The sequence below is a fragment of the Metapseudomonas resinovorans genome (assembly GCF_002003485.1).
Lineage (GTDB): Bacteria > Pseudomonadota > Gammaproteobacteria > Pseudomonadales > Pseudomonadaceae > Metapseudomonas > Metapseudomonas resinovorans_D.
Genome location: NZ_BDMA01000060.1, coordinates 1 through 22,725, shown reverse-complemented (window position 1 = coordinate 22,725; position 22,725 = coordinate 1). Strand labels below are relative to the sequence as shown.

The 22,725-nt window shown below is 62.1% G+C and carries 24 protein-coding genes; 20 read left to right on the top strand and 4 right to left on the bottom strand.

The window, feature by feature from the left end; genetic code table 11:
* Positions 1–27: 27 nt before the first annotated feature.
* Genes MnOB_RS16580 through murB form a run of 4 tightly spaced genes read left to right on the top strand, consistent with a single transcriptional unit; the run spans position 28 to position 2,454 of the window.
* The gene (locus tag MnOB_RS16580) at positions 28–213 is read left to right on the top strand and encodes a Trm112 family protein (protein ID WP_077525327.1); all 186 of its coding nucleotides are present in this window, start codon (positions 28–30) and stop codon (positions 211–213) included.
* On the top strand, positions 210–974 hold the full coding sequence (kdsB, locus tag MnOB_RS16575; protein ID WP_077525326.1) for a 3-deoxy-manno-octulosonate cytidylyltransferase: 765 nt from the start codon (positions 210–212) through the stop codon (positions 972–974). Before MnOB_RS16580 ends, kdsB begins: the two co-directional genes overlap by 4 nt.
* Positions 974–1,438, top strand: coding sequence for a low molecular weight protein-tyrosine-phosphatase (locus MnOB_RS16570; RefSeq protein WP_077525325.1), 465 nt, complete (start codon positions 974–976; stop codon positions 1,436–1,438). The genes kdsB and MnOB_RS16570 overlap by 1 nt, the downstream gene beginning before the upstream one ends.
* Entirely contained in the window at positions 1,435–2,454 is a 1,020-nt protein-coding gene (murB, locus tag MnOB_RS16565) for a UDP-N-acetylmuramate dehydrogenase (protein ID WP_077525324.1), read from the top strand. Before MnOB_RS16570 ends, murB begins: the two co-directional genes overlap by 4 nt.
* A 76-nt stretch (positions 2,455–2,530) precedes the next feature.
* On the opposite strand, the gene ppnP is transcribed toward murB, so the two are convergent.
* A complete protein-coding gene (gene ppnP / locus MnOB_RS16560) occupies positions 2,531–2,812 on the bottom strand; it encodes a pyrimidine/purine nucleoside phosphorylase (RefSeq protein ID WP_077525323.1) in 282 nt (93 codons plus the stop codon).
* Between the two features lie 78 nt (positions 2,813–2,890).
* A complete protein-coding gene (locus MnOB_RS16555) occupies positions 2,891–3,433 on the bottom strand; it encodes a 3'-5' exonuclease (RefSeq protein ID WP_077525322.1) in 543 nt (180 codons plus the stop codon).
* A gap of 116 nt (positions 3,434–3,549) precedes the next feature.
* On the opposite strand from MnOB_RS16555, the gene MnOB_RS16550 reads away from it, so the two are divergent.
* Positions 3,550–4,422, top strand: coding sequence for an NAD(P)-dependent oxidoreductase (locus tag MnOB_RS16550; RefSeq protein WP_077525321.1), 873 nt, complete (start codon positions 3,550–3,552; stop codon positions 4,420–4,422).
* 125 nt (positions 4,423–4,547) lie between these two features.
* Here MnOB_RS16550 and MnOB_RS16545 read toward each other — a convergent pair whose 3' ends face one another.
* Positions 4,548–4,889, bottom strand: coding sequence for a DMT family protein (locus tag MnOB_RS16545; RefSeq protein ID WP_077525320.1), 342 nt, complete (start codon positions 4,887–4,889; stop codon positions 4,548–4,550).
* Positions 4,890–4,960: 71 nt separating this feature from the next.
* On the opposite strand from MnOB_RS16545, the gene MnOB_RS16540 reads away from it, so the two are divergent.
* Genes MnOB_RS16540 through MnOB_RS16530 form a run of 3 tightly spaced genes read left to right on the top strand, consistent with a single transcriptional unit; the run spans position 4,961 to position 6,744 of the window.
* Positions 4,961–5,797, top strand: a complete 837-nt coding sequence (locus MnOB_RS16540) for a hypothetical protein (RefSeq protein WP_077525319.1) — start codon at positions 4,961–4,963, stop codon at positions 5,795–5,797.
* 45 nt (positions 5,798–5,842) lie between these two features.
* Positions 5,843–6,100 (top strand): YkgJ family cysteine cluster protein, encoded by a 258-nt coding sequence (locus tag MnOB_RS29280; RefSeq protein ID WP_077525318.1) that lies wholly within the window; start codon positions 5,843–5,845, stop codon positions 6,098–6,100.
* Positions 6,101–6,141: 41 nt separating this feature from the next.
* Positions 6,142–6,744: an START domain-containing protein gene (locus tag MnOB_RS16530; RefSeq protein WP_077525317.1), complete on the top strand. Its 603-nt coding sequence runs from the start codon at positions 6,142–6,144 to the stop codon at positions 6,742–6,744.
* A gap of 66 nt (positions 6,745–6,810) precedes the next feature.
* On the opposite strand, the gene gltA is transcribed toward MnOB_RS16530, so the two are convergent.
* On the bottom strand, positions 6,811–8,097 hold the full coding sequence (gene gltA / locus MnOB_RS16525; RefSeq protein ID WP_077525316.1) for a citrate synthase: 1,287 nt from the start codon (positions 8,095–8,097) through the stop codon (positions 6,811–6,813).
* Positions 8,098–8,459: 362 nt separating this feature from the next.
* Between gltA and sdhC the strand changes: the two genes are divergently transcribed.
* From sdhC to MnOB_RS16465, 12 genes are all read left to right on the top strand, one after another.
* Positions 8,460–8,834 (top strand): succinate dehydrogenase, cytochrome b556 subunit, encoded by a 375-nt coding sequence (gene sdhC, locus MnOB_RS16520; protein ID WP_077525315.1) that lies wholly within the window; start codon positions 8,460–8,462, stop codon positions 8,832–8,834.
* Positions 8,828–9,196 (top strand): succinate dehydrogenase, hydrophobic membrane anchor protein, encoded by a 369-nt coding sequence (gene sdhD / locus MnOB_RS16515; protein WP_077525314.1) that lies wholly within the window; start codon positions 8,828–8,830, stop codon positions 9,194–9,196. The genes sdhC and sdhD overlap by 7 nt, the downstream gene beginning before the upstream one ends.
* Positions 9,197–9,199: 3 nt before the next feature.
* Positions 9,200–10,972: a succinate dehydrogenase flavoprotein subunit gene (sdhA, locus tag MnOB_RS16510; RefSeq protein ID WP_077525313.1), complete on the top strand. Its 1,773-nt coding sequence runs from the start codon at positions 9,200–9,202 to the stop codon at positions 10,970–10,972.
* Between the two features lie 11 nt (positions 10,973–10,983).
* Positions 10,984–11,700, top strand: a complete 717-nt coding sequence (locus MnOB_RS16505; protein ID WP_077525312.1) for a succinate dehydrogenase iron-sulfur subunit — start codon at positions 10,984–10,986, stop codon at positions 11,698–11,700.
* Positions 11,701–11,945: 245 nt separating this feature from the next.
* The gene (locus MnOB_RS16500) at positions 11,946–14,777 is read left to right on the top strand and encodes a 2-oxoglutarate dehydrogenase E1 component (RefSeq protein ID WP_077525311.1); all 2,832 of its coding nucleotides are present in this window, start codon (positions 11,946–11,948) and stop codon (positions 14,775–14,777) included.
* Positions 14,778–14,821: 44 nt separating this feature from the next.
* Positions 14,822–16,042, top strand: coding sequence for a 2-oxoglutarate dehydrogenase complex dihydrolipoyllysine-residue succinyltransferase (gene odhB / locus MnOB_RS16495; protein ID WP_077525310.1), 1,221 nt, complete (start codon positions 14,822–14,824; stop codon positions 16,040–16,042).
* A 69-nt stretch (positions 16,043–16,111) separates the two neighbouring features.
* The gene (lpdA, locus tag MnOB_RS16490) at positions 16,112–17,548 is read left to right on the top strand and encodes a dihydrolipoyl dehydrogenase (protein WP_077525309.1); all 1,437 of its coding nucleotides are present in this window, start codon (positions 16,112–16,114) and stop codon (positions 17,546–17,548) included.
* 158 nt (positions 17,549–17,706) lie between these two features.
* Positions 17,707–18,873, top strand: a complete 1,167-nt coding sequence (gene sucC / locus MnOB_RS16485; RefSeq protein WP_077525308.1) for an ADP-forming succinate--CoA ligase subunit beta — start codon at positions 17,707–17,709, stop codon at positions 18,871–18,873.
* A complete protein-coding gene (gene sucD / locus MnOB_RS16480) occupies positions 18,873–19,760 on the top strand; it encodes a succinate--CoA ligase subunit alpha (RefSeq protein ID WP_077525307.1) in 888 nt (295 codons plus the stop codon). Before sucC ends, sucD begins: the two co-directional genes overlap by 1 nt.
* Before the next feature lie 308 nt (positions 19,761–20,068).
* Positions 20,069–21,382 (top strand): branched-chain amino acid transport system II carrier protein, encoded by a 1,314-nt coding sequence (gene brnQ / locus MnOB_RS16475; protein WP_077525306.1) that lies wholly within the window; start codon positions 20,069–20,071, stop codon positions 21,380–21,382.
* Positions 21,383–21,506: 124 nt separating this feature from the next.
* Positions 21,507–22,241 (top strand): DUF599 domain-containing protein, encoded by a 735-nt coding sequence (locus tag MnOB_RS16470; protein WP_077525305.1) that lies wholly within the window; start codon positions 21,507–21,509, stop codon positions 22,239–22,241.
* On the top strand, positions 22,238–22,627 hold the full coding sequence (locus MnOB_RS16465) for an MAPEG family protein (protein WP_077525304.1): 390 nt from the start codon (positions 22,238–22,240) through the stop codon (positions 22,625–22,627). Before MnOB_RS16470 ends, MnOB_RS16465 begins: the two co-directional genes overlap by 4 nt.
* The last annotated feature ends 98 nt before the right edge of the window (positions 22,628–22,725 follow it).

Below are 22,725 nucleotides of genomic sequence, written 5' to 3'. Positions count from 1 at the left end.
ATCGGCTGCTGACTCAAGGATTCACTCATGGACCCGAAACTCCTCGATATCCTCGCCTGCCCCCTGTGCAAGGGCCCGCTGAAGCTGGCCGATGACAAGAGCGAGCTCATCTGCAAGGCCGACGCCCTGGCCTTCCCGGTACGCGACGGCATCCCGGTGATGCTGGAAGGCGAGGCCCGCACCCTCAATGTCGACGAGCGACTGGACAAATGACCCAGGCCTTCACCGTCGTCATTCCCGCCCGTTTCGCCTCGACACGCCTGCCCGGGAAACCACTGCAGGACATCGCCGGCAAGCCGATGATCCAGCATGTCTGGGAGCAGGCCCGGCGCAGTGCGGCCCAGCGTGTGGTGGTAGCTACTGACGACGCGCGCATCGTCGAAGCCTGCCAGGCCTTCGGTGCTGAAGTGCTGCTGACCCGTGCGGACCACAATTCCGGCACGGATCGCCTGGCCGAAGTGGCCAGTCAGCTTGGCCTGGACAGCGATGCCATCGTGGTGAACGTGCAAGGTGACGAGCCCCTGATCCCGCCGGCCATCATCGACCAGGTGGCTGCCAACCTGGCCGCCCATGCGGAAGCCGGCATCGCAACCCTGGCCGAGCCGATCCAGGATGTGCAGGCGCTGTTCAATCCCAACGTCGTGAAGGTGTCCGCCGACCTCAGCGGCCTGGCGCTGACTTTCAGCCGCGCGCCTTTGCCCTGGGCCCGAGATTCCTTCGCGACCAGCCGCGACCAACTGCCGGCCGGGGTGCCGTATCGCCGCCATATCGGCATCTATGCGTACCGCGCAGGCTTTCTCCATGACTTCGTCGCCTGGGGCCCGTGCTGGCTCGAGAACACCGAGTGCCTGGAGCAGCTGCGAGCGCTCTGGCATGGAGTGCGCATCCACGTCGCTGACGCGCTGGAAGCGCCGCCCGCCGGCGTCGATACGCCGGAAGACCTCGAGCGCGTTCGGCGCTTGCTGGGGGCCTGATGCGCGTTCTCTTCGTCTGCCTCGGCAATATCTGCCGGTCGCCCACCGCCGAAGGCGTGCTGCGCCACAAGCTGCGTGAGGCCGGGCTCGCCGAGCGCGTGCAGGTGGACTCCGCTGGCACCGGCGACTGGCATGTGGGCAAGGCGCCCGACGCCCGTACCCGCGTTGCCGCCCAGCGCCGCGGCTACGATCTTTCCAAGCAGCGCGCACGTCAGGTTGCCCGGGGAGACTTCGGTGACTTCGACCTGATCCTGGCCATGGACGAGAACAATCTCGCCAATCTGCGCCGCTTGCGCCCCGGCGATTCCTCCAGCGAGTTGGACCTGTTCCTGCGCCGCTACCAGCTGGAGCTGGATGAGGTGCCGGACCCCTACTACGGAGGGGAGGAGGGCTTCGAGCAGGTGCTTGACCTGGTGGAGCGGGCCTGCGAGGCGCTGATCGTTGAAATCAAGGGGCGCCTGTGAGTCTGGTCCTGCACGAAAATCTGTCCCTGAAGCCCTACAACACCTTTGGCGTCGACGTAAAAGCCCGGCTCTTCGTCGAGGCGCGCGACGATGCCGAAGTGCGTGAGGCTATCGATCTGGCCGCTCGTCGCGGCCTGCCACTGCTGGTGATCGGTGGTGGCAGCAATCTGTTGTTGACCCGTGATGTGGAAGCGCTGGTGCTGCGCATGGCCAGTCGAGGCATTCGCCTCCTGGCCGATGACGGCTCGACGGTGCTGCTGGAGGCCGAGGCGGGCGAGCCTTGGCACCCGCTGGTGCTCTGGACCCTGGAGCAAGGCCTGGGAGGGCTGGAGAACCTCAGTCTGATTCCCGGCACGGTGGGGGCTGCCCCCATGCAGAACATCGGTGCCTATGGCGTCGAGTTGAAAGACGTGTTCGCGGGGCTGACCGCCCTGGATCGGCAAACCGGCGCGTTGCGGGAGTTCGATCTGGATGAATGTCAGTTCGCCTATCGCGACAGCCTGTTCAAGCGCGAGGCGGGACGTTGGTTGATCCTGCGTGTCCGTTTCAAGCTCAGTCGCGCCCCATTGCTGCATCTGGATTACGGTCCGGTGCGTCAGCGCCTGCAAGATGAAGGCATCACGGCACCGTCCCCCAGTGATGTCAGTCGCGCCATCTGCGCCATTCGCAGCGAGAAACTGCCTGATCCCGCCGTGCTGGGGAACGCCGGTAGCTTCTTCAAGAACCCGCTGGTCGATTCCGAGCTGGCCCAGCGCCTGCGTGGCGAGTATCCCGACCTTGTGGCCTATCCGCAGGGGGATGGGCAGGTGAAGCTGGCCGCTGGCTGGCTGATCGAACGGGCTGGCTGGAAGGGGTTCCGCGAAGGCGATGCCGGCGTGCACCGGCTTCAGGCGCTGGTGCTGGTGAACTACGGCGCCGCCACCGGTCATCAGCTTCATGGACTGGCTCAGCGCATCCAGGCGGATGTGGCGACCAGGTTTGGTGTAGCGCTGGAGATGGAGCCGAACCTGATATGAGGTTCTCTTGCCCCAAATGAAAAAACCGGCCAGTTGGCCGGTTTTTTCTTTCGAGCCTCGGGAGCGAGGCTTCGCCTTAGCGGTACTCGCAGAGGTAGGCGGTGTCCTGGGCCACTTTCAGCTGGAATTTGCTGTTGGCCGGTACGGTGAACTGGCTGCCAGCAGCGAAGGTTTCCCAAGTGTCGCTGCCCGGCAGTTTCACGGTCAGTGCGCCGGCGATGACATGCATCACTTCCAGCTGGCTGGTGCCGAACTCGTACTCGCCGGCGGCCATCACGCCGATGGTGGCCGGGCCTTCGGTCATGCCGAAGGCGATGGATTTGACGGTGCCGTCGAAGTATTCGTTGACCTTGAACATGCTGGGCTCCTGGATGGGGTCTGAAAGGGCCCGACAGTATGCCCAACGAGGGTTTCAGCGTCACTAGGTCGGGCGCATTCAGGCGGGCAGCACGAGCGGAAGCAGGCGCGCGGTGTTGCGTGCGTCTTCGAGGGCGCGATGCTGCTGACCCTGGAAGTGCAGCCCAGCCAGTTGCAGGGCCGTGTGCAGGCCCACTACGCGCTTGAGCTGGCGCACTTCGGCAAAGCGCTGCTTCAGGTTCAGGTGGGGTACTGCGGTCAGCAGACTGTCCAGCCCATGCAGGTGCCACTCCTTCTCCAACTGGCGACGGTCATAGTCACCCCAGCTCGCCCATCCCACCAGGCGGGGGCTGTGATGGTCGAGCCAGCGCTCGAATGTCTCCCAGACCTGCGGCAGGCTCGCGGCGCCATCCACGTCGGCCTGACTGATGTGGGTGAGCTGACGGCAAAAGCCGGTCAGGCAAGGGCGGCGTGCAGGTCGAACGAAACGCTGAAAATGATCGACCTCATGCCCATCGACGCGGACGACGGTCGCACCGATTTCGATGATTTCCATTTCTTCCAGGGGCCATCCACCTTCTTCGGTGGTGGCTTCCAGATCGATTACCAGCCAATGCGGCATGGGGTTCTCCTTGGCAAGGGGCGGCCGGGGCCAGCCTGGAGCGAGTATGGTGGCGCTTTCGCGGGCCGGCAAACTGCGTGTTAGGCTTTTCCGCAGGTCGACGAAGGAGAAGAACAATGGCTGAAGTAGCGTTCATCGGTTTGGGGGTCATGGGTTTCAACATGGCCGGGCACCTGGCCTGCGAAGGGCATTCGGTGCGGGTCTACAACCGCTCGCAGGGCAGGACCGAGCTGTGGTGCGATGAATTCGGCGGCGATGCCTTCGCCACGCCGCGCGAGGCGGCAGAAGGTGCGGAGTTCGTGATGGTCTGCGTCGGTAATGACGAAGACCTGCGCGCGGTCCTCCTCGGTGCGGATGGCGCGTTCGCAGGCATGGCGCCTGGCTCGATCCTGGTGGACCACACCACCGCGTCGGCGGATGTGGCGCGCGAAATGGCGACCCTGGCCGCTGAGCGCGAGCTGGGCTTCCTCGATGCTCCTGTTTCCGGCGGTCAGGCCGGTGCCGAAGCCGGCATGCTGTCGGTGATGGTGGGCGGCGAACAGGCGTTCTATGACCGAGCCGAACCGGTGATTGACAGCTACGCCAAGATGATTCGACGCATGGGGCCCGTGGGCAGCGGTCAACTGACCAAGATGGTTAATCAGATCTGTGTCGGCGGCCTGCTGCAAGGGCTGGCCGAGGCGCTGCACTTCGCCCAGTGCGCCGGGCTGGACGCGCAGGGCGCCATGGAGGTGATCAGCAAGGGGGCGGCCCAGTCCTGGCAGCTGGAGCACCGCCACCAGACCATGCTGGACGGCCATTTCGATTTCGGGTTCGCCGTGGACTGGATGCGCAAGGACCTCTCCATCATCCTCGATGAAGCCGCGCATAACGGCGCGCAGCTGCCGGTTACGGCATTGGTCGACCAGTTCTACGCTGAGGTCCAGGCCATGGGCGGCGGGCGTTGGGATACATCCAGCCTGATCGCGAGGCTGAAAAAGCCGGCGTAGTGAGTGATGCAGGCGTCCTGAGCAAAGACCAGGCTAGGCGGAAATCGGGGAGAAAGCGGAGTTGACGACTGTCAATGAGCATTTCGAGCCGATTTCCAACAACGCCTGGTCGACGATCAGGGCGTCTAGCTGCGGAAAATGAAGTAGACGGCGCCTAGTAGGCATAATCCCGCCCACAGATAGTCCAGCTTCAGCGGCTGCTGCATATAGAGCACGCTGAACGGCACGAAGATCGCCAGGGTGATCACTTCCTGCATGATCTTCAGCTGGCCGACCGAGAGCTCGGTGTAGCCGATGCGATTGGCTGGCACCATGATCAGGTACTCGAACAACGCAATTCCCCAGCTGATCAGAGCTGCAATTATCCAGGGCTTGGTGTTGAGCGTCTTCAAATGGCCATACCAGGCGAAGGTCATGAAGACGTTGGAAAGGGTGAGCAGGGCTGCGGTCTGCATCCATACCGGCATGATCTTGGGCTCTGTGTCGTTGGAGGCCTGCAAGCCTAATGGGTGCTGATTTTCAAGGAAAGGGGCGGGCCATGGGGTACTGGCGTGGATTGGGATTTGCCGCACTGCTGCTTGCGGCGGCAATTGCACTTCTGCGTGGTGCCGACGCCTGGCGTACGCAGCCGGTTATCGCGGAGCTGCATCTGCCGCCGGCCTTCACCGCGGCGCGTGACTTCGATTTCGGGCGCTATCGGCTTTCCTGGCGGGGAACAGCATTCGGCATCTACGCGCAAAACCGGCCGGAAAAAATCCTCTGGTCCGCCGAGGGCGGCTTTCTTGCGGCGGGCCTGGGGCGGCCGAAGCCGTTTCCGCTGCTTTCGGATCGCAAGCTGATTTGTCGCGACCAGAGCCTGGAATCGATCGAACGCCTGGGCACCAGGCTGTTGTTGAAGGGGCATCTGCGCTGCGCCGACGGCCGCCTGAGTGGCTATGTCCTGTCCTTCGAAGACGACGGCGAGCGGGGGGTGCTGCTGACTGTGGCGCTGGGTGATTCGAAGCTGGACCGGCTTTACCTCAATTGGCGACGGGACGCGGGAGAACGCGTCTACGGCTTTGGCGAGCTTTCCGGTGCCTACGACATGTCGGGGCGGCGGCTGGTGGTTGCGCTGGGCGCTGCTTCGGCTGCGGGGCAGGGTGGCCGGAGCATCACGGCGTCCCAGGCCTTTTATCTGACTTCCAGCATGCGGGCTTTTCATAGCCAATCGACGGCCTATCAGGTTTTTGACCTGCGAGATCCCCGTCGCATCGGGCTTGAAGTACATGATGGTCGTCTGGCGGCGCGTATCTACAAGGGCGAAAGTCCACAAGAGCTGCGCGCGCACCAGGCGTCAGCGGTTGGGGTAATGTCCACGCCGACTGCGCCCAAGTAGAATGCGCTTTCGTCCGAGCATTCCTGTCATCCGAGGTCGTTCGCCATGCTCTGCCGCCCAGGTTGCGGTGCCTGCTGCATTGCACCATCCATCAGCTCTCCGATGCCCGGCATGCCTTCAGGAAAGCCGGCGGGTGAGCGTTGCCTGCATTTATCTGTAGAGAATCTCTGTCAGTTGTTCGGCGATCCGCGCCGCCCTGCTGTCTGTGGTGCTTTCGATGCGGACCCGGAAGTCTGCGGTGATAGTCGCGATGAGGCGATTCGCCTGCTCGGTTGGCTGGAACAGGCAACCTCGGCCGCTTAATCATTCAGCCGGCCCATCGCCGGCCTGAGCAAGGAGAAATCATGAGATTCAAGGCTGTGGCGTTCTGCGCTCTGGGACTTCTGACGGTGTCCGGCGCTCATGCCGAGGACTGGAAGCTGGCCAAGGACGAGGACGGCATCAGGGTTTTCCTGAGCGAGGTGCCTGGCTCCAAGTACAAGGCCTATCGCGGTGTCGTGACCATGAGGACGGATATCGCCACCTTGCGTGCATTGCAGGAAGACGTCTCAGGGTCCTGCGCCTGGATCCACGAGTGCAAGGACCAGAAACTGCTAAAGAGCGACGGGGCGCAGAGCTGGACCTACACCCGCTTCAATACGCCCTGGCCGGTCACGCCGCGGGATTCGGTAATCCACGTCACTTCGGAGCTGGGGGCGGATGGTAGTGTTACGCGGTTGCTGGAGGGGGTGCCCAAGTACCTGCCTGAGACGGGGGGCTATGTCCGGGTAACCCAGGTTGAAGGCTTCTGGAAGCTGGTACCGAAAGGCGCGGGGGAGGTGGAAGTGACCTATCAGGTGCATACCGAGCCGGGTGGTAGCGTACCTTCCTGGCTGGCCAACAGCTTTGTGGTCGATGCGCCGTTCAACACCCTCAAGGCGATGCGTCAGCGGGCGGAAAAGCGCTGAAAGGCTAGACCAAGTCGAAATAAAAAAGGCTGCCGATCGGCAGCCTTTTTCATTATGCAGTCAGCCTTACTTACGGCCGTCCAGCGAGACGAAGTCACGCTGCTCGTAGCCGGTGTACAGCTGGCGCGGACGGCCAATCTTGTACGGGCTGGAGAGCATTTCCTTCCAGTGCGAGATCCAGCCGACGGTACGAGCCAGGGCGAAGATCACGGTGAACATGCTGGTCGGAATGCCGATGGCCTTCAGGATGATGCCCGAGTAGAAGTCTACGTTCGGGTAGAGGTTGCGCTCCTTGAAGTAAGGATCGTTACGCGCGATCTCGTCGAGCTTCATCGCCAGCTCCAGCTGCGGATCGTTGATCCCCAGTTCGGCCAGAACCTCGTCGCAGGTCTGCTTCATGACCTTGGCGCGCGGGTCGAAGTTCTTGTAGACGCGGTGGCCGAAGCCCATCAGCTTGAACGGATCGTTCTTGTCCTTCGCCTTGGCGATGAACTTGTCGATGTTCGACACATCGCCGATCTCGTCCAGCATGCTCAGCACGGCTTCGTTCGCGCCGCCGTGGGCCGGGCCCCAGAGAGCCGCGATGCCGGCTGCGATACAGGCAAAGGGGTTGGCGCCAGAGGAGCCAGCCAGGCGAACGGTCGAAGTGGAAGCGTTCTGTTCGTGGTCCGCATGCAGGATGAAGATGCGGTCCATGGCCCTGGCCAGCACCGGGCTGATCGGTTTGATCTCGGCCGGGGTGTTGAACATCATGTGCAGGAAGTTTTCCGCGTAATTCAGGTCGTTACGCGGGTACATCATGGGCTGGCCCATGGAGTACTTGTAGGCCATCGCCGCAATGGTCGGCATCTTGGCGACCAGGCGCATCGCCGAAACTTCGCGGTGCTGCGGGTTATTGATGTCCAGGGAGTCGTGGTAGAAGGCGGAGAGGGCGCCGACTACGCCGCACATGATTGCCATCGGGTGAGCGTCGCGGCGGAAGCCGTTGAAGAAGCTCTTCAGCTGCTCATGAACCATGGTGTGGTTCTTGATGGTGCCAACGAATTTGGCTTTCTCTTCCGCGTTCGGCAGCTCGCCGTTCAGCAGCAGGTAGCAGGTCTCCAGATAGTCGGATTTCTCTGCCAACTGCTCGATCGGATAGCCGCGGTGCAGCAATACGCCCTTGTCGCCGTCGATGTAGGTGATCTTCGACTCGCAAGAGGCGGTCGACATAAAGCCAGGATCAAAGGTGAAGCAGCCCGTGGAGGTCAGGCCCCGCACATCGACTACATCGGGTCCCATGGTTCCGGACAGAACGGGCAGCTCTACGGGGGCTGCGCCCTCGATGATCAACTGCGCTTTTTTGTCAGCCATAGCGGCCTCCTAGTTATGCTTGAAATCATCAGACAGCCCCCCACGCAGGGCCCGGGACACTATAGAGGTATAAATTCGAATGTCAATTTGAAGAAACCCATGTGGCACTGGGGTTTGCGTGGGTTTTTCGATGCAAAAAGTGGGGCTATTTACGCCTTTTATATAGGCAGTGCAATCCGCCGTTAGGGGCAGGCGTTTGCATTGTCATTAGTCAGCTAACTGTCTATACTCAGCGCCCGATCGCCAGGGGCCTTGCGCCCATATTCTGGAGGTCGGCACTCCCTTTGGTGAGGGGTACCTGATCAGTGCACTTCCCGACAACTTGCCCTGTTTGTTAGGGGCCTCAGTGTGAAAAAAAAGCCGTGAATAGCCAACGACCTGTAAACCTAGATCTCAGGACCATCAAACTCCCCATCACTGCTTACACGTCCATCCTGCATCGTATCTCTGGCGTCATCCTCTTCTTCGGCATTGCCGTGCTGCTGTTCGCACTCGACAAGTCGCTGAGCACCGAGGAAGGCTTCGAGCAGGTCAAGGCGTGCCTGACCAGTCCGCTGGCCAAGCTAGTGGTTTGGGGCCTCCTGTCCGCACTGCTTTACCACTTGGCCGCCGGTGTGCGCCATCTGGTAATGGATGCGGGCGTCGGCGAGACGCTCGAGGGCGGCGCGCTGGGCTCGAAAATCGTCATCGTGATTTCTGCGGTGCTGATCGTGCTGCTGGGGGTGTGGATATGGTAACCAACGTTACGAACTTCTCGCGTTCGGGCCTTTATGACTGGATGGCCCAGCGCGTTTCTGCGGTCGTTCTCGCGGCTTATTTCCTGTTCCTGCTGGGCTACCTGCTGTTCAATCCGGGTCTGACCTACGCCGAGTGGCATGGTCTGTTCTCCCACACCGCGATGCGCATCTTCAGCTTGCTCGCCCTGGTCGCCTTGAGCGTCCACGCCTGGGTCGGCATGTGGACCATCTCCACCGACTACCTGACGCCGATGGCGCTGGGCAAGGCGGCGACTGTCGTGCGTTTCCTGTTCCAGGCGGTATGCGGCATGGCAATGTTCGCGTTCTTCGTCTGGGGCGTGCAGATTCTCTGGGGTGTGTGATCCATGGCTAGCATTCGTACTCTTTCTTTCGACGCCATCATCGTAGGTGGCGGCGGCGCCGGCATGCGTGCTGCGCTGCAACTGGCCCAGGGTGGTCACAAGACTGCCGTGGTGACCAAGGTCTTCCCGACCCGTTCCCATACCGTATCCGCCCAGGGCGGCATCACCTGCGCCATCGCTTCGGCCGACCCGAACGACGATTGGCGTTGGCACATGTACGACACCGTCAAGGGTTCCGACTACATCGGTGACCAGGACGCTATCGAATACATGTGCTCCGTTGGTCCGGAAGCCGTGTTCGAGCTGGAACACATGGGCCTGCCGTTCTCCCGTACCGAGCAAGGCCGCATCTATCAGCGTCCGTTCGGTGGCCAGTCCAAGGACTTCGGCAAGGGTGGCCAGGCTGCCCGTACCTGCGCCGCGGCCGACCGTACCGGTCACGCCCTGCTGCACACCCTGTACCAGGCGAACCTGAAGAGCGGCACCTCGTTCCTCAACGAGTGGTACGCGGTTGATCTGGTGAAGAACCAGGACGGCGCCGTGGTTGGTATCATCGCCATCTGCATCGAGACCGGCGAAACCGTTTACATCCGTTCCAAGGCCGTCGTTCTGGCCACTGGCGGTGCTGGTCGTATCTACGCCTCCACCACCAACGCCCTGATCAACACCGGTGACGGCGTGGGCATGGCCCTGCGTGCTGGTGTGCCGGTTCAGGACATCGAAATGTGGCAGTTCCACCCGACCGGTATCGCCGGTGCCGGCGTGCTGGTGACCGAAGGTTGCCGCGGCGAGGGTGGTTACCTGATCAATGCCCATGGCGAGCGCTTCATGGAGCGTTACGCCCCGAACGCCAAGGACCTGGCCGGCCGCGACGTGGTCGCCCGTTCCATGGTGAAGGAAGTGATCGCCGGCAACGGCGTGGGCCCGAACAAGGACCACGTACTGCTGAAGCTCGACCACCTGGGCGAGGAGGTTCTGCACAGCCGCCTGCCTGGCATCTGCGAACTGTCCAAGACCTTCGCGCACGTCGACCCGGTCGTCGCGCCGATCCCGGTTATCCCGACCTGCCACTACATGATGGGCGGCGTTGCCACCAACATTCATGGCCAGGCCATCACCCAGGATGCCAACGGCAACGACACCATCGTCGAAGGCCTGTTCGCCGTGGGCGAAGTGGCTTGCGTGTCGGTGCACGGTGCCAACCGTCTGGGCGGCAACTCCCTGCTCGACCTGGTTGTATTCGGTCGTGCCGCTGGCCTGCACCTGGAGAAGGCGCTCAAGGAAGGTATCGAGGCGCGCGGCGCCAGCGAGACCGACCTGGAGCTCTCCCTCAAGCGTCTGTCCGGCGTCAACGAGCGCAGCAGCGGCGAAGAAGTCGCCCCCCTGCGTCGCGAGCTGCAACAGTGCATGCAGAACTACTTCGGTGTATTCCGTACCGGCGAATACATGCAGAAGGGTATTGCCCAACTGGCGGAACTGCGTGAGCGCATCGCCAACGTCAAGATCAACGACAAGTCCCAGGCCTTCAACACCGCGCGTATCGAAGCGCTGGAGCTGCAGAACCTGCTGGAAGTCGCTGAAGCCACCGCCATCGCCGCGGAAGTCCGTAAAGAGTCCCGTGGAGCCCACGCCCGCGAAGACTTCGAGGACCGCGACGACGAGAACTGGCTGTGCCACACCCTGTACTTCCCGGGTGAGAAGCGCGTTACCAAGCGCGCCGTCAACTTCGCGCCGAAGACCGTTCCGGCGTTCGAACCCAAAATACGTACTTATTAAGGGTGGCCGATATGTCCAAGACTCTTACTGTCAGCGTCTATCGCTACAACCCGGAGAGCGACAGCGCTCCGACCATGCAGGACTTCCAGATCGACACCGACGGCAAGGACGTGATGGTCCTCGACGTGCTGGCACTGATCAAGGAGCAGGACGAGGGTTTCTCCTACCGTCGCTCCTGCCGTGAAGGCGTCTGCGGTTCCGACGGCATGAACATCAACGGCAAGAACGGCCTGGCGTGCATCACGCCGCTGTCCGCCGCTGGCCTGAAGGGCGGCAAGCTGGTGATTCGCCCGCTGCCGGGCCTGCCGGTCATTCGTGACCTGGTCGTCGATATGAGCATCTTCTACAAGCAGTACGAGAAGGTGAAGCCGTTCCTGCAGAACGATACTCCGGCTCCGGCCATCGAGCGTCTGCAATCCCCGGAAGAGCGCGAGAAGCTCGACGGTCTGTACGAGTGCATCCTGTGCGCTTGCTGCTCGACCTCCTGCCCGTCCTTCTGGTGGAACCCCGACAAGTTCCTCGGTCCCGCCGCACTGCTGCAAGCCTATCGCTTCCTGGCTGACAGCCGTGACAACAAGACCGAAGAGCGACTGGCTGCGTTGGACGATCCGTTCAGCGTATTCCGTTGCCGCAGCATCATGAACTGCGTGAGCGTCTGCCCGAAGGGTCTGAACCCCACCAGGGCAATCGGTCACATACGCAACATGCTGCTGCAAAGCGGTACCTGATTCGTTTGCTGTACCCGTAACACCTGCGGCGCCGGCCTGGCTGGTGCCGCAGTAAAACCAGGAGCGCAGCCCACAAAGCCGTGCTCCTTATTTGAAAAATATATAGATGACCAGCAGGGGCAACCGGGCTGGTGCCCGGACTATCTGCGGGATCCTTGGTGGCTTTACCGAAGTCGCTGTGCCAGGACTTTTAAGCCCTCGTGGTGTCCATGCCGATGGTGTCCCCTTATCGAGGGTGACAAAGCATGCAAGAAAGCGAAATGCAGCGCATGTGGAACAGTGCCCACCTATCCGGTGGTAACGCTGCATATGTGGAGGAGCTCTATGAGCTCTACCTGCACGATCCCAACGCTGTGCCCGAAGAGTGGCGCACCTACTTCCAGAAGCTGCCGACCGACGGCAATCTTGCCACCGACGTTTCGCACTCCACCGTCCGCGATCATTTCGTCCTGCTCGCCAAGAACCAGCGCCGTGCTCAGCCGGTTTCCGCTGGCGCTGTAAGCAGTGAACACGAGAAGAAGCAGGTAGAAGTCCTGCGCTTGATCCAGGCTTTCCGCATGCGCGGCCACCAGGCATCCAAGCTCGATCCGCTTGGTCTGTGGCAGCGTCCGGCTCCGGCTGACCTGTCGATCCGTCATTACGGACTGACGGATGCCGACCTCGATACCACCTTCCGTACTGGTGAGCTCTACATCGGCAAAGAAGAGGCTACTCTGCGTGAGATTCAGCAGACCCTCAACGAGACGTATTGCCGCACCATCGGTGCCGAGTTCACTCACATCGTCGATTCCGAGCAGCGCAAGTGGTTCCAGCAGCGCCTGGAAAGCGTGCGTGGCCGTCCCGCGTTCTCGCCTGAAGTCCAGAGCCACCTGCTCGAGCGCCTGACCGCTGCCGAGGGTCTGGAGAAGTACCTGGGCACCAAGTACCCGGGCACCAAGCGTTTCGGCCTGGAGGGTGGCGAAAGCCTCATCCCGCTGCTGGACGAGATCATCCAGCGTTCCGGCTCCTACGGCCTGAAGGAAATCGTCATCGGCATGGCCCACCGTGGCCGTCTGAACGTGCTGGTCAACACCTTCGGCAAGAACCCGCGCGACCTGTTCGACGAGTTCGAAGGCAAGAAGACCGAAGGCCTGTCCTCCGGTGACGTGAAGTACCACCAGGGCTTCTCCTCCAACGTCATGACTCCGGGCGGCGAAGTCCACCTGGCCCTGGCGTTCAACCCGTCCCACCTGGAAATCGTTTCCCCGGTGGTCGAGGGTTCCGTACGTGCCCGTCAGGATCGTCGCCAGGACAAGACCGGTGACAAGGTTCTGCCTATCTCCCTCCACGGCGACGCAGCATTTGCCGGCCAGGGCGTGGTGATGGAAACCTTCCAGATGTCGCAGACCCGTGGCTACAAGACGGGCGGCACCATCCACATCGTGATCAACAACCAGGTTGGTTTCACCACCAGCCGTCCGGAAGACTCGCGCTCCACCGAGTACTGCACCGACGTCGCCAAGATGATCCAGGCGCCGATCCTGCACGTGAACGGCGATGATCCGGAAGCTGTGCTGTTCGTCACTCAGCTGGCCGTCGATTACCGCATGCAGTTCAAGCGTGACGTGGTCATCGACCTGGTCTGCTACCGCCGTCGTGGTCACAACGAGGCCGACGAGCCGAACGGCACCCAGCCGCTGATGTACCAGCAGATCAGCAAGCAGCGCACCACCCGTGAGCTGTATGCCGACGCCCTGAGCTCGTCCCGCGTGCTCGACACCGCCGCGATCCAGGCCAAGGTCGACGAGTACCGTGCCGCCCTGGACAACGGCCAGCACGTGGTGAAAAGCCTGGTCAAGGAGCCCAACAAGGAGCTCTTCGTTGACTGGCGTCCGTACCTGGGCCATGCCTGGACCGCGCGCCACGACACTCGCTTCGATCTGAAGACCCTTCAGGAACTCTCCAGCAAGCTGCTGGAATTCCCGGAAGGCTTCGTGGTTCAGCGTCAGGTCGCCAAGATCCTGGAAGACCGCCAGAAGATGGGCGCTGGTGCGATGCCGATCAACTGGGGCTACGCCGAGACCATGGCCTACGCCACCTTGCTGTTCGAAGGCCACCCGGTACGTATCACCGGCCAGGACGTGGGCCGTGGCACCTTCTCGCACCGCCACGCGGCGCTGCACAGCCAGAAGGACGCCAGCACCCACCTGCCGCTGCAGCACCTGTTCGCTGACCAGCCGAAGTTCGATCTGTACGACTCCTACCTGTCGGAAGAGGCCGTGCTGGCATTCGAATACGGCTACTCCACCACCACGCCGAACGCGCTGGTGATCTGGGAAGCCCAGTTCGGTGACTTCGCCAACGGTGCCCAGGTCGTGGTTGACCAGTTCATCACCAGTGGCGAGCACAAGTGGGGTCGCCTGTGCGGCCTGACCATGCTGCTGCCGCACGGCTACGAAGGCCAGGGTCCGGAGCACTCCTCCGCACGTCTGGAGCGCTACCTGCAGCTGTGCGCCGAGCACAACATCCAGGTTTGCGTGCCGACCACCCCGGCGCAGGTCTACCACATGCTGCGCCGTCAGGTGATCCGCCCGCTGCGCAAGCCGCTGGTAGCCCTGACTCCGAAGTCGCTGCTGCGTCACAAGCTGGCCATCTCGACCCTGGAAGACCTGGCCGAAGGCTCCTTCCAGACCGTCATTGGCGAGATCGATGCGATCGAGCCGAAGAAGGTCGAGCGCATGATCCTGTGCAGCGGCAAGGTCTACTACGACCTGCTGGAGAAGCGTCGTGCCGAAGGCCGCGAAGATATTGCCATCGTGCGTATCGAGCAGCTGTATCCGTTCCCCGAGGACGATCTGGCCGAGGTTCTGGCTCTGTACAAGAACCTCAAACACATCGTCTGGTGCCAGGAAGAGCCGATGAACCAGGGCGCCTGGTACTGCAGCCAGCACCACATGCGTCGCGTTGCGGCAGCCCACAAGAAAGGGCTGTTCCTCGAGTACGCCGGTCGTGAAGGCTCTGCAGCTCCGGCTTGCGGCTACGCCTCCATGCACGCCGAGCAGCAGGAAAAACTGCTGCAAGACGCCTTTACTGTTTAACGCCTTCGCGCAGAAGAAACCGAATTAGATAGGAACCCTGAACAATGGCTATCGAGATCAAAGCCCCCACTTTCCCGGAATCGGTTGCCGACGGCACCGTGGCTACCTGGCACAAGAAGCCGGGCGATGCGGTCAAGCGTGATGAGCTGATCGTCGACATCGAAACTGACAAAGTGGTCATGGAAGTCCTGGCGGAAACCGACGGCGTCCTGGCTGAAATCGTCAAGAACGAGGGCGACACCGTCCTCAGCGGCGAACTGCTCGGCAAGCTGAATGCAGGTGCCGCTGCCGCCGCTCCGGCTGCTGCTCCGGCCGCCGCTCCTGCTGCCCAAGCTGCCGCTCCGGCTGCCGCCGCTGACGACGCCATCCTCTCCCCGGCCGCCCGCAAGCTGGCCGAAGAGAACGGCATCAATCCGAACAGCATTGCCGGCACTGGCAAAGGCGGTCGCGTGACCAAGGAAGACGTGGTTGCCGCCGTCGAAGCGAAGAAAAACGCTCCGGCTGCTCCGGCTGCCAAGCCCGCCGCCCCGGCGGCAGAGGCCCCGGTCTTCGCCGCTGGCGACCGCGTCGAGAAGCGCGTACCGATGACCCGCCTGCGTGCCAAGGTTGCCGAGCGTCTGGTCGAAGCCCAGTCCACCATGGCCATGCTGACCACCTTCAACGAAGTCGACATGACTGAAGTCATGGCGCTGCGTTCGAAGTACAAGGACCTGTTCGAGAAGACTCACAACGGCGTGCGCCTGGGCTTCATGTCCTTCTTCGTCAAGGCTTCCGTCGAGGCGCTGAAGCGCTTCCCGGCGGTCAACGCTTCCATCGACGGCAACGACATCGTCTACCACGGATACCAGGACATCGGCGTAGCCGTTTCCAGCGACCGTGGTCTGGTGGTTCCGGTTCTGCGCAATGCCGAGCTGATGAGCCTGGCTGAAGTCGAGAGCGGCATTGCGACCTTCGGCAAGAAGGCCCGCGAAGGCAAGCTGTCCATCGACGAGATGACTGGTGGCACCTTCACCATCACCAACGGCGGCACCTTCGGCTCGATGATGTCGACCCCGATCGTCAACCCGCCGCAGGCCGCCATTCTCGGCATGCACAACATCATCCAGCGCCCGATGGCCATCAACGGTCAGGTCGTTATCCGCCCGATGATGTACCTGGCCCTGTCCTACGACCACCGCCTGATCGATGGCAAGGAAGCTGTGAGCTTCCTGGTGACCATCAAGAACCTGCTGGAAGACCCGGCTCGTCTGCTGCTGGACATCTGATCGGCAGTCTCTCTTTACGGCGGCCCCCGTTACAGGGGCCGTCCGGTTTCATATGAGAAGGAATGAGTTATGACCCAGAAATTCGACGTGGTAGTGATTGGTGCGGGCCCCGGCGGCTACGTTGCCGCTATCAAGGCAGCTCAGCTCGGCCTGAAAACCGCCTGCATCGAGAAGTACCAGGACAAGGAAGGCAAGACCGCTCTGGGCGGCACCTGCCTGAACGTCGGCTGCATTCCGTCGAAGGCGCTGCTGGACAGCTCCTACAAGTACCATGAGGCCCACGAGGGCTTCAAAATCCATGGCATCGAAGCCAAGGGCGTCACCATTGACGTGCCTGCCATGGTTGGTCGCAAGAACACCATCGTCAAAAACCTGACTGGCGGTGTTGCCACCCTGTTCAAGGCCAACGGTGTCACCCTGCTGGAAGGCCACGGCAAGCTGCTGGCTAACAAGCAGGTTGAAGTTACCGGTTCCGACGGCAAGGTACAGGTCGTCGAAGCCGTAAACGTGATCCTCGCTTCCGGCTCCAAGCCCGTGGACATCCCGCCAGCTCCGGTTGACCAGGACGTGATCGTCGACTCCACCGGCGCCCTGGACTTCCAGGCCGTGCCGAAGAAGCTGGGCGTTATCGGTGCTGGTGTGATCGGCCTCGAGCTGGGTTCCGTCTGGGCCCGCCTGGGTGCGGAAGTGACCGTGCTGGAAGCCCTGGACAAGTTCCTCCCGGCCGCCGACGAGCAGGTTTCCAAGGAAGCCATGAAGGTCCTGACCAAGCAGGGCCTGAAGATTCGCCTGGGCGCCCGCGTGACCGGCTCCGAAGTGAAGAAGAAGCAGGTTACCGTCAGCTTCACCGACGCTAACGGCGAGCAGAAGGAAACCTTCGACAAGCTGATCGTGGCCGTGGGCCGTCGCCCGGTGACCACCGATCTGCTGGCTGCCGATAGCGGTGTAACCCTCGACGAGCGCGGCTTCATCTTCGTCGACGACCATTGCGCAACCAGCGTTCCCGGTGTGTTCGCCATCGGCGACGTGGTACGTGGCGCGATGCTGGCCCACAAGGCTTCGGAAGAGGGCATCATGGTCGCCGAGCGCATCGCCGGCCACAAAGCCCAGATGAACTACGACCTGATTCCGTCGGTCATCTATACCCACCCGGAAATCGCGTGGGTCGGCAAGACCGAGCAGACCCTGAAGGCCGAAGGCGTTGAAGTCAACGTCGGCACCTTCCCGTTCGCCGCCAGCGGCCGTGCCATGGCTGCCAACGACACCGCCGGTTTCGTCAAGGTCATCGCCGATGCCAAGACCGACCGCGTGCTGGGCGTTCACGTGATTGGCCCAAGCGCTGCCGAACTGGTCCAGCAGGGTGCCATCGGCATGGAATTCGGCACCAGTGCCGAAGACCTGGGCATGATGGTCTTCTCGCACCCGACCCTGTCCGAAGCGCTGCATGAAGCGGCCCTCGCTGTGAATGGCCACGCCATCCACATCGCCAACCGCAAGAAGCGCTAAGAGCAAAGAAGAACCACGGCGGACTGCCCGTGCCGTGAGCCCCCTTGGGGCTCACCGCGGAAAGCCCGCCGGACTGCCTTCAACTGCAGTCACAGGTGGCGCGGCACCACGAATGCAGCGCCGAATGCGCAATACCTAAACGAAGACGGTAGACAAGCATGAATCTCCACGAGTATCAGGGTAAGCAGCTGTTCGCTGAATACGGCCTGCCCGTATCCAAGGGCTTTGCCGTAGACACCCCGGAAGAAGCCGCAGCAGCCTGCGAAAAAATCGGTGGCAGCGAATGGGTTGTCAAAGCTCAGGTCCACGCTGGCGGCCGCGGTAAAGCGGGCGGCGTGAAGCTGGTCAAGAGCAAGGAAGATGCCAAGGCCTTCGCCGCCAACTGGCTGGGCAAGCGCCTGGTGACCTATCAGACTGACGCCAATGGTCAGCCGGTCAGCAAAATCCTGGTTGAATCCTGCACCGACATCGCCAAGGAACTGTACCTGGGCGCCGTGGTAGATCGTTCCAGCCGCCGTATCGTGTTCATGGCTTCCACCGAAGGTGGCGTGGACATCGAGAAAGTAGCTCACGAGACCCCCGAGAAGATCCTCAAGGCCACCGTCGACCCGCTGGTCGGTGCTCAGCCGTACCAGGGCCGCGAGCTGGCTTTCCAGCTGGGCCTGGAAGGTGACCAGATCAAGCAGTTCACCCACATCTTCGTTGGCCTGGCCAAGCTGTTCCAGGACTACGACCTGGCCCTGCTGGAAGTGAACCCGCTGGTCATCAAGGCAGACGGCAACCTGCACTGCCTGGACGCCAAGATCAACATCGACAGCAACGCCATGTACCGTCAGCCCAAGCTGCGCGCCATGCACGACCCGTCCCAGGACGACGCTCGTGAAGCCCATGCGCAGAAGTGGGAACTGAACTACGTGGCCCTGGAAGGCAACATTGGCTGCATGGTCAACGGTGCCGGCCTGGCCATGGGTACCATGGACATCGTCAACCTCCACGGCGGCAAGCCGGCCAACTTCCTCGACGTTGGCGGCGGTGCAACCAAGGAGCGCGTGACTGAAGCGTTCAAGATCATCCTGTCCGACAGCAACGTCGCTGCCGTACTGGTGAACATCTTCGGCGGCATCGTTCGTTGCGACATGATTGCCGAAGGCATCATCGGCGCGGTGAAAGAAGTTGGCGTGAAGATCCCGGTGGTCGTCCGTCTGGAAGGCAACAACGCTGACCTCGGCGCCAAGGTACTGGCCGAGAGCGGTCTGAACATCATCGCGGCGACCAGCCTGACCGACGCTGCACAGCAAGTCGTCAAGGCCGCGGAGGGCAAGTAATGAGCGTCCTGATCAACAAAGACACCAAAGTCATCTGCCAGGGCTTCACCGGTAGCCAGGGTACTTTCCACTCCGAACAAGCCATCGCCTACGGCACCAAGATGGTTGGCGGCGTGACCCCCGGCAAGGGCGGCACCACCCACCTGGGCCTGCCGGTGTTCAACACCGTCAAGGAAGCCGTTGAAGCCACCGGCGCCGAAGCTTCGGTGATCTACGTTCCGGCTCCGTTCTGCAAGGACTCGATCCTGGAAGCGGCCTTCGGCGGCATCAAGCTGATCGTCTGCATCACCGAAGGCATCCCGACCATCGACATGCTGGAAGCCAAGGTCAAGTGCGACGAGCTGGGCGTACGCCTGATCGGGCCGAACTGCCCGGGCGTGATCACTCCCGGTGAGTGCAAGATCGGCATCATGCCGGGTCACATCCACCTGCCGGGCAAGGTAGGCATCGTGTCGCGTTCCGGCACCCTGACCTATGAAGCCGTGAAGCAGACCACCGACGCCGGCTTCGGCCAGTCCACCTGCGTGGGCATCGGTGGTGACCCGATCCCGGGCTCCAACTTCATCGACATCCTGAAGCTGTTCCAGGAAGACCCGCAGACCGAAGCCATCGTCATGATCGGCGAGATCGGCGGTTCCGCTGAAGAAGAAGCTGCTGCCTTCATCAAGGCCAACGTGACCAAACCGGTGGTGTCCTACATCGCTGGTGTAACTGCACCGCCCGGCAAGCGCATGGGCCACGCAGGCGCCATCATCTCCGGTGGCAAGGGCACCGCGGACGAGAAGTTCGCCGCCCTGCAGGACGCTGGTGTGAAAACCGTGCGTTCGCTGGCCGACATCGGCAAGGCCCTGGCCGAGCTGACCGGCTGGGAAGTCAAGAACGCCTAAGGCGACTTGATTCCCCAACAAAGGCCACCTTCGGGTGGCCTTTGTCGTTATGGGTGCAACCTTTTTTGTGAAATGTGCAACCGCCTGTCGGACAAGCGACAGAAACGGTTGCTACTCCGACAGCCTGATCCACGTCAGGCGCTTCCCCCGGTAAAATCGGTAGGGTTGCAACCACGCGCTCACCATGCCCCACAAGGGCGAAGGTCGGGCACTTAGCGATCAATCCCAAACGGATGGATGACGTTTCCCCCGACCCAATCGGGAAACCCCTTCGGTAAACCCTGTTTCAGCGATGTGGTAATTCCCCAATGAAATCCTTGAAAGGCCAGGACATCCTGGCGCTTGGCTTTATGACATTTGCCCTGTTCGTCGGGGCCGGCAATATCATCTTCCCGCCCATCGTCGGCTTGCAGTCCGGACCCCATGTGTGGATGGCGGCTCTGGGCTTCCTGATCACCGCGGTCGGTCTTCCGGTCGTGACCGTGATCGCACTGGCCAAGGTCGGCGGTGCCATGGATTCCCTCAGCAGTCCCATCGGCAAGACGGCCGGCGTTCTGCTGGCGGCAGTCTGCTACCTCTCGGTGGGTCCGCTGTTCGCGACTCCCCGTACCGCGACCGTTTCCTTCGAAGTGGGCCTGGCGCCCCTCACCGGCGATACACCGGTGGCCCTGTTCGCCTACAGCCTGGTGTATTTCCTGGTGGTCCTTGCGGTTTCCCTCTATCCGGGCCGCCTGCTGGACACCGTAGGTCGCGTGCTTGCGCCGATGAAGATCGTCGCCCTGGCGATCCTCGGTATTGCCGCCTTCATGCTGCCAATGGGCGAAATCGGCGATGCCACGCCGGCCTACCAGGCCGCACCGTTCTCCCAGGGCTTCATCAATGGCTACCTGACCATGGATACCCTCGGCGCACTGGTTTTCGGCATCGTCATCGTCAACGCCATTCGCTCCCGTGGCGTCGAATCGCCGCGCCTGATCACCCGTTACGCCGTCATCGCCGGCCTGATCGCCGGTGTCGGCCTGGCGTTGGTCTACATCAGCCTGTTCCGTCTGGGCGCCAACAGCCACGGCATTGCCGGAGAGGCCGCCAATGGTGCTGCGGTGTTGCATGCGTATGTGCAGCACACCTTCGGCAACCTCGGCAGCACCTTCCTTGCGCTGTTGATTTCCCTGGCGTGCCTGGTAACGGCTGTTGGCCTGACCTGCGCTTGTGCGGAGTACTTCAGCCGCCTCCTGCCGCTTTCCTACCGCAGCCTGGTGATCATCCTGGCCGTCTTCAGCCTGCTGGTGTCGAACCTCGGCCTGACCAAATTGATCCAGGTTTCGGTGCCGGTGCTCACCGCGATCTATCCGCCGTGCATCGTGCTCGTAGCGCTGAGCTTCTGCTGGGGCCTTTGGCATTCACCGGGTCGCGTGGTGGCGCCGGTAATGCTGGTGTCGCTGCTGTTCGGCCTGATTGACGCGCTCAAGGGCGCCGAACTGGCCGGCTGGATGCCGCAGTGGCTGTCCCACTTGCCACTGTCGGAGCAGGGCCTTGCCTGGCTGCTGCCTGCGGTCGCTGCCCTGGCGCTGGCCAGTCTCTACGACCGTCTCCTGGGCAAGCCGCTGGAAGTGGCTGCCTGACAGCGTGTTCCGCAAAGAAAGGCCGCCTCCGGGCGGCCTTTTTATTGCCAAAAGCAGCTATTGGAACCTGCAGGGCCGTGGTTGCAGGTCGCTATAATCGGTCGTGTTCTTAAAAGGAATTCGCATGTCCACCATCCTGCGCAACTGGCCCCACCTGGTGGCCATCCTCTGGTTCGTCACCTGCTGGTTGGGCTACACCCGCTACGCCATCTGGAAGGGCAGGGACACCGCCTGCCTGGCCTCGGTCCTGCACCTCTACCGCGAAGACTGGATGCGCCGCCTGCTGCTGCGCGACAACCGCATCGCCGACGCCAGCGTGATCGGCAACCTGGAGCGCAACGCCTCGTTCTTCGCCTCCAGCACCCTGATCATCCTGGCCGGCATCCTCACCGTGCTCGGCTCCACCGACCGCGCGGTATCGGTGCTGGAGGACCTGCCATTCGTGCAGCCCGCCAGTACGGGCGTCTCCGAGCTGAAGCTGCTGGCCCTGGCGGTGGTCTTCGTCTATGCCTTCTTCACCTTCAGCTGGTGCATGCGCCAATACAACTTCGCCGCCATCCTGGTGGGCTCGGCACCGATGATCGGCGAGCGGCACGTCAGTGAGCTGGAGCGCAAGGCCTTCGCCGAACGTACGGCGCGGGTGATCTCCCTGGCGGCCAACCAGTTCAACTTCGGCCTGCGCAGCTACTACTTCGGCATGGCGATGCTGGCCTGGTTCATCAACCCCTGGTTCTTCATGATCGTCACCAGCGGCGTGGTGCTGGTGCTCTATCGCCGCGAATTCCATTCCGATGTGCTGGATGTAATGGTCTACACCCCGACCCAGGCGCTGGAAGTGCCCAAGGAGAAAGTCGAATGAGTATTCCGTTCTGGTGCCTGTTCTTTGCCGCTCTGCTCATCTATCTGGCCAAGATCCCGGTGGTCAAGGCAATGCGGGCGGAGGGGCGCGGCTACGACAATCATCACCCGCGCGCGCAACAGGCACGGCTGACCGGTTTGGGCGCGCGAGCGGTGGCGGCGCATCAGAACAGCATCGAGATGTTCCCGCTGTTCGCCGCGGGCGTGCTCATGGCGCATACCACGCAGACCCAGGGCTGGTTCGTCGACCTGCTGGCGATCATCTTCATCGTCTCGCGGGTTCTGTACCTGTTCCTCTATTGGAACGACAAGGCGAGCCTGCGCAGCCTGGTCTGGGCTGTCGGCCTGGTCTGCTGCCTGTTGCTAATGCTCAGCCCGGCGCTCTGACTTTCCCGTGTCCCGTCCTGAATAAGGTTTACACCTTTGCCCTTATTTTCAGGAGAGCTCCATGGCAGAAGGTGTACGACGTAGCCAGCGCGATTACA